The sequence below is a fragment of the Aeromonas sp. 97A genome, from assembly GCF_051919185.1.
GTDB classification, from domain to species: Bacteria; Pseudomonadota; Gammaproteobacteria; order Enterobacterales; family Aeromonadaceae; genus Aeromonas; species Aeromonas veronii.
Map to the genome: position 1 here is coordinate 2,905,001 of NZ_JBQBFF010000001.1, position 17,342 is coordinate 2,922,342.

Genomic DNA, 17,342 nt, shown 5'->3' on the forward strand with positions numbered 1-17,342 from the left:
ATACAAGTGGATGTCGGTCAGAGATCGCAGTACATCCAACTGAGCCTGTGTCTCAATACCTTCACACACCAGACTCTTGCCCAGCATGGCTCCCATCCGACAAATATTGGCGACCAGTTCGGATGCCTCCATTGAGGTGTCAATGCCTTGTATAAAGGAGCGGTCGATCTTCACCTTGCTGACCGGTAACTTTTGCAGATAACTCAAAGATGAATAACCAGTCCCAAAATCGTCTAATGCCAGCAGTACCCCCTGCTGATTGAGATCCTGCATCAGTTGCAGCGAGTTCTTCACTTCGCGCATGGTGGTATCTTCCGTGACCTCCAAGACCAGGCTACGGGCAGGCAGGTGGTGCTCCATCAATGCCTTGGCCACCAGTTTGAGCAAATTACGCTGGTACATGCCTGGCGAGATATTCACACACATTTGCAGATCAACCATACCAAGCTGGTGCCACTGATAGAGCTGCTCGCAAGCTGTGTTCAGCACCCAGCTCCCAACCCGTTCGGCAAGCTGGAACTCCTCAGCTACCATGATCACTTCGTTTGGCGGAATGAAACCGAGTTCCGGATGCCGCCAGCGCAACAGAGCCTCGACAGCTTCGCAGCGGCCACTCTCTAGATTGACGATGGGTTGGTAATAGAGTTCCAGCGCATTGTGTTCCAGCGCCATGATCATGTCCGACGCCAGATGTTTGCGCCGCGCCGTCTCGTTGAGCAGGGAGTTATCGTAAATCACATAGGGAACATGGGTCTTGCGACTATGGAACAGGGCCTGTTCCGCACGACTCAGCAACTCCTGAGTCTTGTCGCTGTCCATCGGATAGAAGGCAATCCCGATCCCGACTTCAAGCCGGAAGGGATAGTTGTCATAGACGATATCTTGCTTCAGCGCATGCAGCAATCGCGCTACCAGCTCCCTGACCTGACGCAGATCACTGCTGCCACGCTGGATAATGGCAAATTGATCCCCCCCCAGACGTCCGCTCAACTCCCCCTCTTCACAGAGTACTCTGATCCGGGCAGCAAACTCACAAAGCAGATAATCACCGGTGTCATAGCCAAACTTGCTGTTGATATCCCTGAAGTCGTTGATGTCGACCAGCACCAGCCCAAACGGCACTTCCTGTGTGGCGTACAGCTCCATTCGCTCCAGCAAAGCAACCCGATTGGACAACCCGGTCAGCGGATCCCGTCTGGCCGCTCTGAAATGGCGACGCCCTTCATATATAAGTAGCATGCTGAGCAGCAGCACTGACATGACCAGACCGGAGACCATCAGCAACAAGGCATTGCGCAATTGGCCAAAATGGCGATCGTTCTCGGAATAGACGTTGATGTTCTTCTGCATCACAGAAGCGAGGGAGTAAGAGAGCGGCTCTTGCAGCGGGGCAAGGCGCATCATGATCTGCTGATAGTCAGATGCCCCGCTTTGCAACTTGATGATGTCGGGCTCTATTTGGCGAATATTGGTTTCAATCAGCTGCACCAGACGCAAGGTTTTCTGCTTGTCCTGCATGCTCTTGCGCAGCTGGCCGCTCAACAGGATGGGCGTTCTGCTCCAAAGAATGTCATAACGCAACATCAAGGCGTCATGATCAATCCCGCCATAGTGATAGACCTCTACCGCATTGAGGAAACGACCGAGCTCCAGCTGCAACTGCATCAGCGCCCAGGAGACATCATAGGTGTATTTCTCCATCGCTCTGGTCGCATTCTGGATTTGCATCAGGCAATAGAGGGTGCTCCCGGTAAACAACAGGATGGATACATACAGAATGACGAGCAGTGGCCACGCCCTAGTCTTTCCTTTCACCCCATGCTCCCGTGCTGTTTTTATCAGTGCTGAATGTCTATCAAATCCAGCTGCCAAATCATCATGTCGGTATATTCGGATCGCTTCAATTCCGGATATTGATCAAGAGGCAGCATAAACCAGACCGGCCCCTTGTCACGCACACGCATGACAGCGCCATTGTCTTCCCATGCAAGAATGGGCTCGTATTTGGCAACCTTGTCCCATTCAATGCGGACCTGGAAACTGTTCAGTGCCGTCAACGTAATGGTCTTGCCATCCGCACCGACTGCAGCCAATACATCGGCCAGTTTTGGGCCTCTGTAGGTGTGCGGCTTATCCACCCACGGGTTGCCTGTCACTATCTCATGTTGCGGCAGAGCCTGTAGTTTTGCCAGATCAAACAACACCTTGCCATCAACTTCGTCTGCCGACCTGATGTTGCCACCGACTTTCAGGATCACCGGCCCCGTCAGCGCCTCAGCAGCCATCACCGGCATGATGACCAATGAACACAGTAGTGTCAGCCAACCAAACATTTTCATATCTCCCCCAGATTTGCTGTCTCAACAGACTCAGTTTAGCCAGATATAAAAAAACGGCTCGCCTTGAGCGAGCCGTTTGTCAAACAGAGCAAGGGGGGATGATTACATCATGCCCATGCCACCCATGCCGCCCATGTCAGGCATGGCAGGGGTATCTTTCTTCGGCAGTTCGGTGACCATGCACTCGGTGGTGATCATCAGACCGGCGATGGAAGAGGCAAACTGCAGGGCGGAACGGGTTACCTTGGTCGGATCCAGGATGCCCATGGCCAGCATGTCGCCATACTGTTCGCTGTAAGCGTTGTAACCGAAGTTGCCTTCGCCGTTCTTCACTGCATTGGCAATGACGGAGGCTTCTTCACCGGCGTTGATGACGATTTGACGCAGCGGGGCTTCCATGGCGCGCAGGGCAACCTTGATACCGACGTTCTGGTCTTCGTTGTCACCGCGCAGACCAGCCAGTTTGGCTGCAACGCGAACCAGCGCAACACCACCACCTGCAACCACGCCTTCTTCAACCGCGGCGCGGGTAGCGTGCAGGGCATCTTCAACGCGGGCTTTCTTCTCTTTCATCTCGACTTCGGTGGCTGCGCCAACCTTGATCACGGCAACACCGCCAGCCAGCTTGGCTACGCGCTCTTGCAGCTTCTCACGATCGTAGTCGGAAGAGGTCTCTTCGATCTGCTGACGGATCTGAGCAACACGACCTTCGATCACACCGGCATCACCCACGCCATCGATGATGGTGGTGTTCTCTTTGGTGATGACGATGCGCTTGGCACGACCCAGATCTTCCAGCGTCGCTTTTTCCAGCTCCATGCCAACTTCTTCAGAGATGACGGTACCGCCAGTCAGTACGGCGATATCCTGCAGCATGGCCTTGCGACGGTCACCGAAGCCAGGCGCCTTGACGGCAGCCACTTTCACGATACCGCGCATGGTGTTGACCACCAGAGTGGCCAGGGCTTCGCCTTCTACGTCTTCGGCAACAATCAGCAGCGGCTTTCCAGCTTTGGCAACGCCTTCCAGCACCGGCAGCATTTCGCGGATGTTGGAGACTTTCTTGTCAACCAGCAGGATGAACGGGTCGTCCAGTTCAACGGAACCGGTCTCTTGCTTGTTGATGAAGTAGGGGGACAGGTAGCCGCGGTCGAACTGCATACCTTCAACAACTGCCAGCTCATCTTCCAGACCCTGACCATCTTCAACGGTGATGACGCCATCGCGACCCACTTTGTCCATGGCTTCGGCAATCAGCTTGCCCACTTTCTCGTCGGAGTTGGCGGAGATGGTGCCCACCTGAGCGATAGCATTGCTGTCAGCACAAGGCTGGGACAGCGCCTGCAGCTCGGCAACAGCAGCCACAACGGCCTTGTCGATACCGCGCTTCAGATCCATCGGGTTCATACCGGCGGCAACGGCTTTCAGACCTTCGTTGACGATGGCCTGAGCCAGAACGGTTGCAGTAGTGGTACCGTCACCGGCGGCATCATTCGCCTTGGAAGCCACTTCCTTGACCATCTGGGCGCCCATGTTCTGGAACTTGTCTTCCAGCTCGATTTCGCGCGCAACAGACACACCATCTTTAGTAATGGTCGGGGCGCCGAAGGACTTGTCCAGCACCACGTTGCGGCCTTTCGGGCCCAGAGTCACCTTGACGGCATCAGCCAGGATGTTTACGCCTTCCAGCATCTTGATGCGGGCTTCGTTACCAAACTTAACGTCTTTAGCTGCCATTTTTCTTCAATCCTTAAATCAATTCGGGGAAAAGGAGGATGGATTACTCTTCGACAATCGCCAGGATGTCGGTTTCGGAGAGGATCAGGACGTCCTGACCATCCAGCTTCTCGGTCTTCACACCGTAGCCTTCGTTGAAGATAACTTTGTCACCAACCTTCACGGCCAGCGCTTTGACTTCGCCATTATCCAGGATGCGACCAGTCCCCACGGCAAGCACTTCACCACGGGTGGACTTCTGGGCCGCAGTACCAGTCAAGACGATACCGCCGGCAGATTTGGCTTCAGCTTCGATGCGCTTGATGATGACGCGGTCGTGCAGTGGACGAATTTTCATCGATAACTCTCCCAAAATGAGTCTCATTGTTGCTTTGAGGAATGGCCGTTCCAGGCCAAATCGGATATGTCCCTGATGTGGGGCAGAGTTGCTAACCCTTCAAGGGCAAATACAAAAAAAATTTTTTCACGTACTATAAACATCTTCGATGGTTCAGCCATGTCCGCACTCTGGTGCAAGGTCGGTTCAAGCCGCCCGGTTTCCATGCAAGAACCTTCAAAGCCAGCTGTAGAGACGAGCCTTTGACCCGCACCAACCCCATGCTGACAGCCCCTATTCCGGTCGTACTGCGCCAGATGACGGGCCCCATGATCTTCGGCATCATCGCCATTCTGGCCTTCAATCTGGTCGATACCTTTTTTATCGGTATGCTGGGAACCGACGCTCTGGCCGCCATCAGTTTTACCTTTCCCGTCACTTTTGTGGTTACCTCGCTGGCGATGGGATTGGGCGCCGGATTGTCAGCGGTGATCGGTCATACCCTGGGGCAGGGCAAACACGATGAGGCAGCCCATCTCGCCACCGACAGCCTGTTTCTGGCGGTGATCATGGTGGCCCTGCTCTCCGCGGGGGGAGCTCTCACCATCAAGCCTCTGTTTACTCTGCTGGGGGCCAGTGCCGAGCTTATCTCTCTCATCCATGACTACATGCTGATCTGGTATCTCACCGTCCCCATGCTGGTGCTGCCCATGGTGGGCAATGCCGCCATCCGGGCGACCGGCGATACCAAAACCCCCAGTCTGGTGATGGCCGTAGCCGGGCTGGTCAACGGGGTACTGGATCCTCTGTTGATCTTCGGTATCGGCCCCTTTCCCGAATGGGGGATCCGCGGGGCCGCTATCGCGACCTCTCTCTCCTGGTTGATGGCGATGCTGGTCAGCCTCTATATCCTGCGTCATCGGGAAGGCTTGCTGCTGTGGCGCCTCTCGCCGCGGGCCCGGTTGCTGACCCACTGGCGGGCGCTGCTCCATGTCGCCGTCCCCGCCTCTTTTACCAATATGCTCAACCCCCTGGCCAATGCGGTACTGATGACGATCTTTGCAGGACTGGGTACCGAAGTGGTGGCGGCTTATGGTGCCGCGTCGCGGGTCGAGGCACTGCTGCTGATTGTGATGATGGCACTCGCCTCCGTGCTGGCCCCTTTCATCTCGCAAAACTGCGGCGCTGGCAATCCGGCCCGCGCCAAGGCTGCGCTGCAAAGCTGCATGAGGTTTGCGTTGCTGTTCCAGCTCGCCATCTATGGCCTGACCTGGCTACTGGCGCCACTCATCGCCAACCTGTTCAGCGATCATCCGCAGGTCATTCGCCTCATCATTCTCTATCTGCATCTGGTGCCGATCGGTTACGGCTTTCAGGGCATGGTGATGCTGCTGGCCTCGGCACTCAATGGCGTGCGAGCATCCAGTATCTCGTTTTTGTTCAACGGATTGCGGCTGTTTGGTTTTCTGTTGCCAGGAGCCTGGCTGGGGGCAAAGCTGGGGGGAGAACAGGGGATATATCTGGGGATACTGCTGGCCAATCTGGCGGCGGGCACCCTCGCATGGTGGTATGCCCGACACCGCTTCGAGACCTTGTGCCATCAAGGCAAACCCTGATTCAGTCACTCGCCTCGGGTTTTCGTCTCGTCGATTACTCTTTGCGCTCACTCTTTGCGCTCAAATTCGCCTTCGATGGTGGTGCCGCCCTGCTTGGCGTTCCCCAGATGATCATCGGACGGTGCGTTGCCAAACGGCGATTGAGTACGCTGGAAGCCACCCATCTGCATCCGGAACTGGCTGCTGCCGATCAGCTTGTCAGCCAGTTTGTTACGCAGCCAGGGTTGCAGCAACAGCACACCGAAAATGTCGGTCACGAAACCCGGGATAATCAGCAGCAAACCGGCCAACGCCAGCATCATGCCCCCCATCACCTCGCGGCCCGGCATCTCGCCCATCTGCATCTTTTGCTGGGCGCTGAACAGGGTCTTGATCCCTTCACTGCGCACCAGTGAGGAGCCCAATACCGCTGTCAGGATGAGCAAGCCGACAGTCGGCAACGCCCCGATTACCGAGCCGACCTCGATCATCACGGTGAGCTCCAGCACAACCAGACCCACCAACAACAAAAACAACTTGCCCATATCCACTCCAGCACCGGTAAATTGAGAAAAAGTGGCGCCCATCCAACGATGGCCAGAGGCGAGTTTGCCGCCCCGTCATCACCACTTTCTGCCCTGAATAAATGGGGGCGGCCCCCCTCTTTTCAAGTTGGCCAACTGACTCCTACGTCATCAGCAATCTAAAAAACCAGCAAAAAGTCACAAAAATTTATAAAAATCATCATGATAAAAACTTCATAACATATGTGTACTTTTCTCAAAGTAATTTGAAAATGTCGCAAATTTAGTGATCCACCTCTAATAACCGATACCTCAATTGGAGTAGTATATTGATTAGTTTTTCGGGAGGTCATTCTCCCAACCGCCCCACTCGATGTGTGGTGCTTCAGGATGAGCTGTGCGCAAGGAACTCGCGACCACTCGGTGAGGATTTTTCCATTTATCTGATTTCTGAGGCATTACAATGAGCGACATCAAGAACGTCCGCATTGAAGAAGACCTGCTGGGCACCAAAGAAGTTTCCAATGATCTCTACTACGGTGTGCACACCCTGCGCGCTGTCGAGAACTTCAAGATCAGCTCTCAGAAGATTTCTGACGTTCCGGAATTCGTCCGCGGTATGGTGCTGACCAAGAAGGCCGCTGCGCTGGCAAACGGTGAACTGGGTACCATCCGTCCTGAAATTGCTGACAAGATCGTAGAAGCCTGCGACCTGATGCTGAACACCGGCAAATGCTTCGACCAGTTCCCGGTCGACGTTTACCAGGGTGGTGCCGGCACCTCCGTCAACATGAACACCAACGAAGTACTGGCCAACATCGCCCTGGAAATCATGGGTCTGGAGAAAGGCCGTTACGACGTCATCAACCCGAACGACCACGTCAACAAGTGCCAGTCCACCAACGATGCCTACCCGACCGGTTTCCGCGTTGCTGTGGTCAACAGCACTGACGTGACTCTGCACGCGCTGGAGCACCTGATCGCGGCATTCGATGCCAAAGCGAAAGAGTTCAAAAACATCCTGAAGATGGGCCGTACCCAGCTGCAAGATGCGGTTCCGATGACTCTGGGTCAGGAGTTCCACGCGTTCGCCGTGACCCTGCGTGAAGAGATCAAGTCCATCAAACGTTGCCAGGAGCTGCTGCTGGAAGTGAACCTGGGCGCGACCGCCATCGGTACCGGTCTGAACACTCCGCCCGAGTACTCTGCACTGGCCATCAAGCGTCTGGCCGAGATCACCGGTCGTGCCTATGTGCCAGCAGAAGATCTGATCGAAGCGACCTCCGACTGTGGCGCCTACGTCATGCTGCACGGCGCCATCAAGCGTCTGGCCATGAAGCTGTCCAAGATCTGTAATGACCTGCGTCTGCTCTCCTCCGGCCCGCGCACTGCACTGAAAGAGATCAACCTGCCGGAAATGCAGGCGGGCTCCTCCATCATGCCGGCCAAGGTCAACCCGGTTATCCCGGAAGTGGTCAACCAATCCTGCTTCAAGGTATTCGGTAACGACATCACCATCACCTTCGCCGCCGAAGCCGGTCAGCTGCAGCTGAACGTCATGGAGCCGGTGATTGGTCAGGCGATGTTCGAATCCCTGAGCCTGATGGAAAAAGCCTGTATTTCCCTGCGCGAGAAGTGCGTGGAAGGTATCACCGCCAACCCGGAAATCTGCATGAATCACGTGCTGAACTCCATCGGTATCGTGACCTACCTGAACCCCTTCATCGGCCACCACGAAGGGGATATCGTCGGCAAGATCTGTGCCCAGACCGGCAAGAACGTCCGTGAAGTCGTTCTTGAGCGCGGTCTGCTGAGCGCCGAGCAGCTGGACGAAATTCTCTCCATCGAGAACCTGATGAACCCGCAATACAAAGCCAAGCGTTTCACCCGCGAAGCGGCCGTATAAGCGAGTGTGGGCCGGGATCTTCCCGGCCCATAAAGTCAGTTCCCGATTGGTCTTTATCCCCAGTCCGATCGGGAATTGGCTTTTTGCCAAATAAAAACCAAAAACTAAAAAATGGAGTTATCGCTATGATTGGAATCGAGTTACTTGTCGTGCTCGCCGCTATCTATCTGGGGGCCCGGATAGGCAGCATCGGCATCGGCTTTGCCGGTGGTCTGGGGGTACTGGTATTGACGTGGGGTCTGGGCATGCCCATCCCGAGCGATCAACTGGTCAGCTACATCCCTTGGGATGTGATCATGATCATCGCGTCCGTCATCTGCGCCATCGCCTGTATGCAACTGGCTGGCGGGATGGACTATCTGGTCTTCCTGGCAGAAAAAGCGCTGCGCAAGAACCCCAAATACATCACCTTCGCCGCTCCGGTGGTTACCTATCTGATGACCATGCTGGCCGGTACCGGTCATACCGCCTTCTCCACCCTGCCGGTGATCGCTGAAGTGGCCAAAGAGCAAGGGATCCGCCCATCCCGTCCGCTCTCCATCGCGGTTGTCGCCTCCCAGATCGCCATCACAGCCTCCCCGATCTCTGCCGCTGTGGTTGCCTTCTCCGGCATGCTCGAGCCGTTTGGTGTTGACTACCTGACCCTGCTGGCCATCTGCATCCCCTCTACCTTCCTGGCCTGTATCCTGGGCGCCTTCATTGCCAACATGATGGGCAAGCCGCTGGAGCAGGACGAAGTCTATCTGGAGCGTAAAGGCAAGGGCCTGATCAAACTGCGTGGTACTACCAAGCTCGAGATCAAACCGTACGCCAAACTGTCTGTCTGGATCTTCATCGCCGCCATCGTTGCTGTCATGGCTTATGCCACTGCCATCTCCGGTAAAGTGGGTCTGATCACCAACCCGCCGATCCCCCGTGACGGCGCCATCATGGGCATCATGCTGGCCGCGGCCACCATCATGACTCTGGTGTGCAAACTGGACGCCACCCAGGTCACCAACATGCCGACCTTCAAGTCCGGTATGTCCGCCTGTATCTGCGTACTGGGTGTGGCCTGGCTGGGTAACGTCTTCGTGAAAGGCAACATGGACACCATCCAGCTGATCGCTGGCGACCTGCTGAACCAGTACTCCTGGCTGCTGGCTGTGGTGCTGTTCTTTGCCGCCATGCTGCTCTACTCACAGGGTGCAACCACCAAAGCCCTGATGCCTGCTGCTCTGGCACTGGGTGTCAGCCCGCTGACTGCGATTGCCTCCTTCGCAGCCGTGAGCGCCCTGTTCGTACTGCCGACCTACCCGACCCTGCTGGCCGCGGTAGAGATGGACGACACCGGCTCCACCCGTATTGGAAAAGCGGTGTTCAACCACCCCTTCTTCGTACCGGGCACCGCCACCATCGCCATCGCCGTGGCACTGGGCTTCTTCTTCGGCGGCATCCTGCTGTAATCCTATAGTCTGCCGATCGCCAAACAAAAAATCCCCGCCAGTTGGCGGGGATTTTTTTATCTTTTTACTCTGTGCTTGGCTGTCTGCAAGCAAGAGGGCTGACCTCTTATCCGTATGGCTCAACCACGGCGACAGCAGACACCACATCAGCGTGCCAGCAGCGCTATAACCACCGCTGCCGGATTGCCGGAGTAGTAGGCCACCATGGTACTCACCACCACGCCAGAAGGCGGGATCCATCGGTTCAGACCGGATCCAGGGTATCCAGCGGCCAGCGCGGCACGGCTTTGACCGCCAGCGGCTCAAACACGCCCGCTTTCAGGCGCTGCATACCGGCGTAGGCGATCATGGCGCCGTTATCGGTGCAATATTCGGTGCGCGGATAGAACACCTCGCCCTTGAGGCTCTCCATCAGCTCCGCCAGCTGGGCACGCAGATGACGGTTGGCACTGACGCCACCGGCGACCACCAGACGCGTGAGACCTGTCTCTTTCAAGGCACGACGGCACTTGATGGCCAGGGTATCGACCACCGCATCTTCAAACGCCCGAGCGATATCGGCACGGGTCTGCTCATCATCACCATTGGCGGCGATGGTGTTGGCTGTGAAGGTCTTGAGGCCCGAGAAGCTCATGTCGAGCCCGGGACGGTCAGTCATGGGACGGGGGAAGTGGAAGCGCCCCTTAGTGCCCTTCTCGGCCAGACGGGAGAGCAGCGGACCACCCGGATAGTCCAGCCCCATCAGCTTGGCGGTCTTGTCGAACGCTTCGCCAGCGGCATCGTCGATGGATTCGCCCAACAGCTGATAGCTGCCGATGCCGTCAACCCGCACCAGCATGGAGTGACCACCGGAGACCAGCAGAGCCACGAAGGGGAACTCGGGGGCCTTTTCTTCCAGCATTGGAGCCAGCAGGTGGCCTTCCATATGGTGGACGGCGATAGCAGGCTTGTTCCATGCCATCGCCAGCGAACGACCAATAGTGGCTCCCACCAGAATGGCGCCAACCAGACCCGGACCCGCGGTATACGCGATGCCGTCGATGTCATCTTTGCCCAGTCCCGCCTCTTGCAATGCGGCCTGGATCAACGGGATCGTCTTGCGAACATGATCCCGGCTGGCGAGCTCGGGGACAACGCCACCGTAGTCCGCATGCAGCTTGACCTGGCTGTATAACTGATGGGAAAGGATCCCTTTTTGATCGTCGAAGATCGCGATCCCGGTTTCGTCACAGGATGTCTCTATGCCCAATACACGCATTGCTAAAAAATTTCACTGCTAAAATGAGACGGCTATGGTAACCTTCGCGGGTTTTTTAAACCAGAGCGATCTCTGCGGGTTTACTTTCATTCCCTGTCCAGAGTATAATTTCGCACCATTTTAAGACATGCTGATCGATTGAAGGTCAGCTAACAATTTATCACTGAGGTGAAAGGCACATGCCAGTAATCAAAGTCCGTGAAAATGAGCCGTTTGACGTTGCTCTGCGTCGTTTCAAGCGTTCTTGCGAAAAAGCCGGTATCCTGTCCGAAGTTCGTAGCCGTGAGTTCTACGAGAAGCCGACTACCATTCGTAAGCGCGCCAAAGCGTCTGCTGTCAAGCGTCACGCCAAGAAGCTGTCTCGCGAAAACGCACGTCGTATCCGCCTGTACTAATCGGGAGATATTGCCGTGTCTCTGAAGGATCAACTCAAGGATCAGCAAAAACTCGCCATGCTTGCCAAAGATAAGGCACGTCTGGGAGCGATCCGCTTGTTGATGGCAGAAATCAAGCAACGTGAAGTCGATACCCGTATCGAGCTGAATGATGAGGATATCCTCGCTGTCGTGACCAAAATGGTCAAACAGCGCCGCGATTCCATCAGCCAATTTGAAGCTGCCGGTCGCCAGGATCTCGCCGACAAAGAGTCCGCCGAGATCGTTGTGTTGCAGGAATTCCTGCCGCAACAGCTGACCGCAGATGAAATTGCCGCCCTGATCGAGCAAGCCATCACTGAAAGTGGTGCTGCCATCATGGCTGATATGGGCAAGGTCATGGCTGTCTTGAAGCCGAAAATTCAGGGGCGTGCCGATGTCGGCGCCGTCAGTGCTCAGGTGAAAACCCGCTTGGCGTAACAGGCAACTCTCTTGTTTGGTCGAAGAAGCCGTGCTTCCCTTGGAATGCGCGGCTTTTTTATTTTCTCCGCAATGAAACAGGACGGTTATGGCAGGCAGGATCCCCCAATCCTTTATCGACGATCTGCTCGTACGCACAGACATAGTCGAGCTGATCGACTCGCGAGTGCGGCTGAAAAAAGCCGGTAAGAACTACCAGGCTTGCTGCCCTTTTCATAACGAAAAAAGCCCCTCTTTTACCGTCAGCCAGGAGAAGCAGTTCTACCACTGTTTCGGTTGTGGCGCCCACGGCAATGCCATCGGCTTTGTCATGGAGTACGACGGTCTCGAATTTCCCGATGCCATCGAAGAGCTCGCCAGCATGCAGGGCATGCAGGTGCCTCGCGAGCAGAGCATCGGCGGCTCGGCCAATAGCCAGCCCGCAGTCAGCAAGGATCTGTTCGAGCTGATGAACCAGATAGCCCGCTTCTACGAGAGCAATCTCAAGAGTGCCCCCCACGCGGTGGAGTACCTCAAGGGACGTGGCCTGACCGGCGAAGTAGTCAAGCGCTTCAACATCGGTTATGCACCCAGCGACTGGGATCAGGTGCGCCGCCGCTTTGGTGCCAGCCGGGATCACGAGCAGTTGCTTATCTCGGGCGGCATGCTGATCACCCGTGACAATGGCCCGGGCAGTTATGACCGTTTCCGCGATCGCATCATGTTCCCGATCCGCGACAAGCGTGGCCGGGTTATCGGTTTCGGTGGCAGGGTGCTGGGTGATGGCACCCCCAAGTACCTGAACTCGCCGGAAACCCCCATCTTCCATAAAGGGCGGGAGCTGTTCGGTCTCTACGAGGTGAAGCAGGCACACAAGGATCCACGCAGGATCCTGGTGGTGGAAGGCTACATGGATGTGGTGGCACTCGGTCAGTACGACATCGACTATGCGGTGGCGGCGCTGGGTACTGCAACGACCAGCGACCATATCCACACCCTGTTTCGCACCACCGCCGAGGTGGTCTGCTGTTACGACGGCGACAATGCTGGTCGTGAAGCCGCGTGGCGCGCGCTGGATAATGCCCTCCCTCATCTGCAGGATGGCCGCGAGCTGAAGTTCGTGTTCCTGCCCGATGGCGAGGATCCCGACTCGTTGGTACGCCAGATCGGCAAGGAGGGCTTTGAAGCCCTGCTCGATGAAGCCCAGCCGTTCGCCGACTTCATGTTCGAGCGTCTCGGCCGGGATGCGGCGCTCTCCGGTGAGGCAGGCAAGTTCGAAGTGGCCAACAAGGCCGCCGAGCTTATTCGTCGCGTACCGGAAGGGTTTACCCGCGAAGGGCTGATCACTCGTCTCTCCAGCATGATGCGTTGGGGTGAGAACAAACAGCGCATCGCCGAGCTCTTTGCCCGCAACAGTCAGCCCAAGGCCGAGGTCAACAAACCCAAGGCAGCCAAGCTGACCCCACTGCGGCGTGCGCTGGCACTGATGGTGCAATATCCGGCAGTAACGGCTGAGCTTCCCCCCATGCCGGAATTGGCCGGACTACGCGTACAGGGCATCAAGTTCCTGCTGCAACTGCACCAGCAGATCCTGGCACAGCCTAGTATCACAACCGGTATCCTGCTGGAACACTGGCGTGGTACCAAGGAGGGAGAGATCCTTGCTCAGCTGGCCATGCACGACCTGTTCGAGGAGATCAAACTCGATCAGGAGCCGGATATTCTGGGAGAATTGCAGGACACCTTCGTCGGCTTCATCAACCAGTTTCTGAAACAGCGGATCGAAGAATTGCAGGCCAAAGTGGCTCAGGAAGGACTAAGCTCCGAAGAAACCCAAGAGCTGATGATGCTGATAAGAGAGGTGCAAATTGAGAAAAGAAATGAAAGTGGGGCTTGATATTTGAGTGATTAGTCCCAATATGGATAGCGTTGCCCGAATCGACGGGATGAAAAGCAAAAATTTTATAACCGCCTGGCCCCGACAATACTGCGGGCAGGGGTTTCTCATGACCGACGCCGCAACCAGACATAGCATGTCTGGCGGTTTTCTATTAGAATTGGCTATTTGCGCAGCAGCGCACTGTACGCGCAACCTAGCAACACCAACCGGATGAGTTCTATGGAGCAAACCCCGCAGTCTCAGCTTAAACTCCTCGTTGCCAAAGGTAAAGAACAGGGCTACCTGACCTATGCCGAGGTGAACGATCACCTCCCGCAAGACATTGTCGATTCAGACCAGATCGAAGACATCATTCAGATGATCAACGATATGGGCATTCAAGTGGTTGAAAACGCTCCGGATGCCGATGACCTTATCATGGCTGAAGGTGGTACCGCCGATGAGGACGCTGCCGAAGCAGCGGCCCAGGCTCTGGCATCTGTTGAATCTGAGATTGGTCGCACGACCGATCCCGTCCGCATGTACATGCGGGAAATGGGTACCGTCGAACTGCTGACCCGTGAAGGCGAAATCGACATCGCCAAGCGGATCGAAGACGGTATCAACCAGGTACAAAGCTCCGTAGCCGAGTACCCTGAAGCAATTACTTACCTGCTCGAACAGTACGACAAGTACGAAGCCGAGCAGCTGCGTCTCTCTGACATCATCTCTGGCTTTATTGACCCGAACGAAACTGAAGATATGGCGCCTACCGCCACGCATATCGGTTCCGAACTCGGCGAAGACGATCTGGCCGACGAAGATGAAGAAGACGAAGAAGACGAAGACGAAGATGGCGACAGCTCTGACGACGACGGTGACGGTGGTCCAGATCCGGAAGTCGCTCGCGAGAAGTTTGGCGAACTGCGTGCCCAGTATGAAGTGACCCGCCTCTCCATTCAGAAGAATGGTCGCGCGCACGAAGATACCCAGGCCGCCATCGCCCAGCTGGCCGATGTATTCCGCCAATTCCGCCTGATGCCCAAGCAGTTCGATCGCTTGGTTAACAACATGCGTGAAATGATGGAGCGCGTCCGCGTGCAGGAACGCATCATCATGAAGCTCTGCGTTGAGCAGGCCAAGATGCCGAAGAAAACCTTCGTCGCGGCCTTCACCAACAACGAGTGTGAAACTGCCTGGTTCGAATACCAGAAGCAGGCTGGCAAAGCCTGGTCTCCCCGTCTGGTTGAAATGGACGAGGATATTCAGCGCGCCATCGGCAAGCTGCAGCAGATTGAAGAAGAGACCGGTCTGTCGATTGCCCAGATCAAGGATATCAACCGCCGCATGAGCATCGGTGAGGCCAAGGCCCGCCGTGCGAAGAAAGAGATGGTTGAGGCCAACTTGCGTCTGGTTATCTCTATCGCCAAGAAGTACACCAACCGCGGTCTGCAGTTCCTGGATCTGATCCAGGAGGGCAACATCGGTCTGATGAAGGCGGTAGACAAGTTTGAATACCGTCGTGGCTACAAGTTCTCAACCTATGCCACCTGGTGGATCCGTCAGGCGATTACCCGCTCCATCGCGGATCAGGCCCGTACCATCCGTATCCCGGTACACATGATCGAGACCATCAACAAGCTCAACCGTATCTCCCGTCAGATGCTGCAGGAGATGGGTCGTGAACCGAACCCGGAAGAGCTGGCGATGCGCATGGGCATGCCGGAAGACAAGATCCGCAAGGTACTGAAAATCGCCAAAGAGCCTATCTCCATGGAGACGCCCATCGGTGATGATGAAGATTCCCACTTGGGCGACTTTATCGAAGATACCACCCTGGCTCTGCCAGCGGATGCGGCGACCAGCGAAAGCCTGCGCAACGCCACCCGCGAAGTGCTGGCTGGCCTGACCGCCCGCGAAGCCAAGGTACTGCGGATGCGTTTCGGTATCGACATGAACACTGACCACACCCTCGAGGAAGTGGGCAAGCAGTTCGACGTTACCCGTGAGCGTATTCGTCAGATCGAAGCCAAGGCACTGCGCAAACTGCGCCACCCGAGCCGCTCGGAAGTGCTGCGCAGCTTCCTGGACGAATAGTCCTGACCCTGTGTCAAACTGCTCTGCCAAAGCCCCGCCATGCGGGGCTTTGTTTTGTCTGGCATTTACCCTTGCGACCCGCTTTGCGCCCTCAATCAAGCTGGACAATTAGTCGCCAAGTGGTTGATATGCCTATAGACTGCCCTTTCCTCTTCCCCTATAATCCACGCCGCTAAACACACAATTTGGCCCCTTAGCTCAGTTGGTCAGAGCAGTCGACTCATAATCGATTGGTCGTGGGTTCAAGTCCCCCAGGGGCCACCAAATTAGAAAAGGCCGCTCATCATGAGCGGCCTTTTTGCATCTGCTGATCGGGCAATGTCCCGTGATAAGCTCGATGAGGTCATAGAAAAGACCCGCCATGGGCGGGTCTGGGCAGGGTCCGGATCAGGCGCCTCACTCAGTGACAAGGAGCCTAATGCTGAGCCTCAGGTTTGCTCGTTGCTGCCGCTCTGGATGGACGAGCGACGCCCGATGGCAGGCAGCATCCGGGTAACCAGATTGCTGCGCTGACGCCAGGAGGTGAAGACGATGGCCAGCAGGTGCAGACCTATCAGCCCCTGTAGCGCCACCACGCACCACTCATGCCACTCGTCAGCCCCCAGTTCAAATCCCGTCTCGGTATTTTGAAACCAGCCGCTGCCAGCGGTCGCCAGCACAACCAGCCAGAGCGCCCACACGGCCAGCTTGCCGCTGCCGTGATGACCCGGTGCCGGAGGCTGCCGCTCACGCATCTCGCGCGCCTGCTGGCGAAAATCCTCACCACTGGGGATGAGGGCACCAAGGCGGGCATAGCCACGGGCAAAAGTGAGCCCCCAGAGCAGACGCAAGGAGACCAGCCCAATGGCGCCGTAACCCAGCCACTCGTGCCACTCCTCGCCCGCTTCGTTAACCCAGAGATTGCTGATGCAGACCACCACCAAGCCCCAGTGGGTCAGGCGAACCAGCGGATCCCAGCGAAAGGGCTCACCCTTTTTGCTTGGCATATTTGTGGTACTCCTTCTTCAGGTCGTTGACCTTGGCCAGATGTTCGCGCGCCTTGGCCTCATCACCCGCCTTGAGTGCGGCCAGGCTGGCGTCCAGCTCGGTCTGTACCTCGTTCATCCCTTCAAGGAATTTCTCTTTCTTGGCGGCCGGCATGTTCTTCTGCTTGGCCACATCCAGCTGGGCCTTCATCTCGTTGATGTGCTTCTCCATGGTGGCTGCATCATCAGCCTTGACGGCCTGCTTGTAGTTGAAGCCAATCTTCTTCATCGGCTGTTCCAGATCACCCGCCACGGCAGGCAGGGTCATCAGGCCAAACATCAGGGGCAACAGCAGGGGGCGGACGGTTTTCAACATGGGATTTCCTTATATAACGACATGCTCGAATTGTTAGGGGTACTTATGAATCCAAACAAGAATTCATCACCA

General features: G+C 56.3%; 15 protein-coding genes and 1 tRNA gene (1 of these 16 cut by a window edge). 8 read left to right on the forward strand and 8 right to left on the reverse strand.

All coding sequences use genetic code 11. The annotated features are described in order from the left end of the window. From ACTG27_RS13000 to ACTG27_RS13015, 4 genes are all read right to left on the reverse strand, one after another. Nucleotides 1–1,815 carry the 5' portion of a putative bifunctional diguanylate cyclase/phosphodiesterase gene (locus ACTG27_RS13000; RefSeq protein ID WP_439979779.1) on the reverse strand. The gene continues 117 nt to the left of window position 1, outside the view, so the window shows 1,815 of its 1,932 coding nt (coding positions 1–1,815); it begins with the start codon at nt 1,813–1,815; the stop codon falls past the left edge of the window. 23 nt (nt 1,816–1,838) lie between these two features. Next, nucleotides 1,839–2,339 carry a molybdopterin-binding oxidoreductase gene (locus tag ACTG27_RS13005; protein WP_019444953.1) on the reverse strand — a complete coding sequence of 167 codons (501 nt, stop codon included), beginning with the start codon at nt 2,337–2,339 and terminating at the stop codon, nt 1,839–1,841. 102 nt (nt 2,340–2,441) lie between these two features. After that, nucleotides 2,442–4,076, reverse strand: coding sequence for a chaperonin GroEL (groL, locus tag ACTG27_RS13010; protein WP_005340575.1), 1,635 nt, complete (start codon nt 4,074–4,076; stop codon nt 2,442–2,444). A gap of 43 nt (nt 4,077–4,119) precedes the next feature. Beyond that, entirely contained in the window at nt 4,120–4,413 is a 294-nt protein-coding gene (locus tag ACTG27_RS13015; RefSeq protein ID WP_005340573.1) for a co-chaperone GroES, read from the reverse strand. Nucleotides 4,414–4,673: 260 nt separating this feature from the next. Between ACTG27_RS13015 and ACTG27_RS13020 the strand changes: the two genes are divergently transcribed. Next, entirely contained in the window at nt 4,674–6,008 is a 1,335-nt protein-coding gene (locus tag ACTG27_RS13020; protein WP_234918731.1) for an MATE family efflux transporter, read from the forward strand. A gap of 47 nt (nt 6,009–6,055) precedes the next feature. Here ACTG27_RS13020 and ACTG27_RS13025 read toward each other — a convergent pair whose 3' ends face one another. After that, entirely contained in the window at nt 6,056–6,532 is a 477-nt protein-coding gene (locus ACTG27_RS13025) for an FxsA family protein (RefSeq protein WP_005340570.1), read from the reverse strand. Between the two features lie 442 nt (nt 6,533–6,974). On the opposite strand from ACTG27_RS13025, the gene aspA reads away from it, so the two are divergent. Together aspA and ACTG27_RS13035 are read left to right on the forward strand one after the other, a co-directional pair. Beyond that, a complete protein-coding gene (aspA, locus tag ACTG27_RS13030; RefSeq protein ID WP_005340569.1) occupies nt 6,975–8,417 on the forward strand; it encodes an aspartate ammonia-lyase in 1,443 nt (480 codons plus the stop codon). A gap of 125 nt (nt 8,418–8,542) precedes the next feature. Continuing rightward, nucleotides 8,543–9,862, forward strand: coding sequence for an anaerobic C4-dicarboxylate transporter (locus tag ACTG27_RS13035; protein ID WP_376890085.1), 1,320 nt, complete (start codon nt 8,543–8,545; stop codon nt 9,860–9,862). Between the two features lie 244 nt (nt 9,863–10,106). On the opposite strand, the gene tsaD is transcribed toward ACTG27_RS13035, so the two are convergent. After that, nucleotides 10,107–11,120 (reverse strand): tRNA (adenosine(37)-N6)-threonylcarbamoyltransferase complex transferase subunit TsaD, encoded by a 1,014-nt coding sequence (tsaD, locus tag ACTG27_RS13040; protein ID WP_005340567.1) that lies wholly within the window; start codon nt 11,118–11,120, stop codon nt 10,107–10,109. Nucleotides 11,121–11,299: 179 nt separating this feature from the next. On the opposite strand from tsaD, the gene rpsU reads away from it, so the two are divergent. The 5 genes from rpsU (at nt 11,300) to ACTG27_RS13065 (ending at nt 16,193) form a co-directional block, all read left to right on the forward strand. Then, nucleotides 11,300–11,515, forward strand: a complete 216-nt coding sequence (gene rpsU / locus ACTG27_RS13045) for a 30S ribosomal protein S21 (protein ID WP_005309452.1) — start codon at nt 11,300–11,302, stop codon at nt 11,513–11,515. A 15-nt stretch (nt 11,516–11,530) separates the two neighbouring features. Beyond that, entirely contained in the window at nt 11,531–11,974 is a 444-nt protein-coding gene (locus ACTG27_RS13050; protein WP_042084472.1) for a GatB/YqeY domain-containing protein, read from the forward strand. Between the two features lie 88 nt (nt 11,975–12,062). Then, the gene (gene dnaG / locus ACTG27_RS13055; RefSeq protein WP_111900991.1) at nt 12,063–13,850 is read left to right on the forward strand and encodes a DNA primase; all 1,788 of its coding nucleotides are present in this window, start codon (nt 12,063–12,065) and stop codon (nt 13,848–13,850) included. A gap of 183 nt (nt 13,851–14,033) precedes the next feature. After that, nucleotides 14,034–15,929 (forward strand): RNA polymerase sigma factor RpoD, encoded by a 1,896-nt coding sequence (rpoD, locus tag ACTG27_RS13060; RefSeq protein ID WP_263718854.1) that lies wholly within the window; start codon nt 14,034–14,036, stop codon nt 15,927–15,929. A 187-nt stretch (nt 15,930–16,116) separates the two neighbouring features. Continuing rightward, nucleotides 16,117–16,193 (forward strand) — tRNA-Ile (locus ACTG27_RS13065). A gap of 164 nt (nt 16,194–16,357) precedes the next feature. On the opposite strand, the gene ACTG27_RS13070 is transcribed toward ACTG27_RS13065, so the two are convergent. Both ACTG27_RS13070 and ACTG27_RS13075 read right to left on the reverse strand, forming a co-directional pair. Next, complete coding sequence (locus ACTG27_RS13070; RefSeq protein WP_368152944.1) at nt 16,358–16,915, reverse strand: cytochrome b/b6 domain-containing protein; 558 nt, start codon at nt 16,913–16,915, stop codon at nt 16,358–16,360. Continuing rightward, on the reverse strand, nt 16,896–17,270 hold the full coding sequence (locus ACTG27_RS13075) for a cytochrome b562 (protein WP_005349056.1): 375 nt from the start codon (nt 17,268–17,270) through the stop codon (nt 16,896–16,898). The genes ACTG27_RS13070 and ACTG27_RS13075 overlap by 20 nt, the downstream gene beginning before the upstream one ends. Between the last annotated feature and the right edge of the window lie 72 nt (nt 17,271–17,342).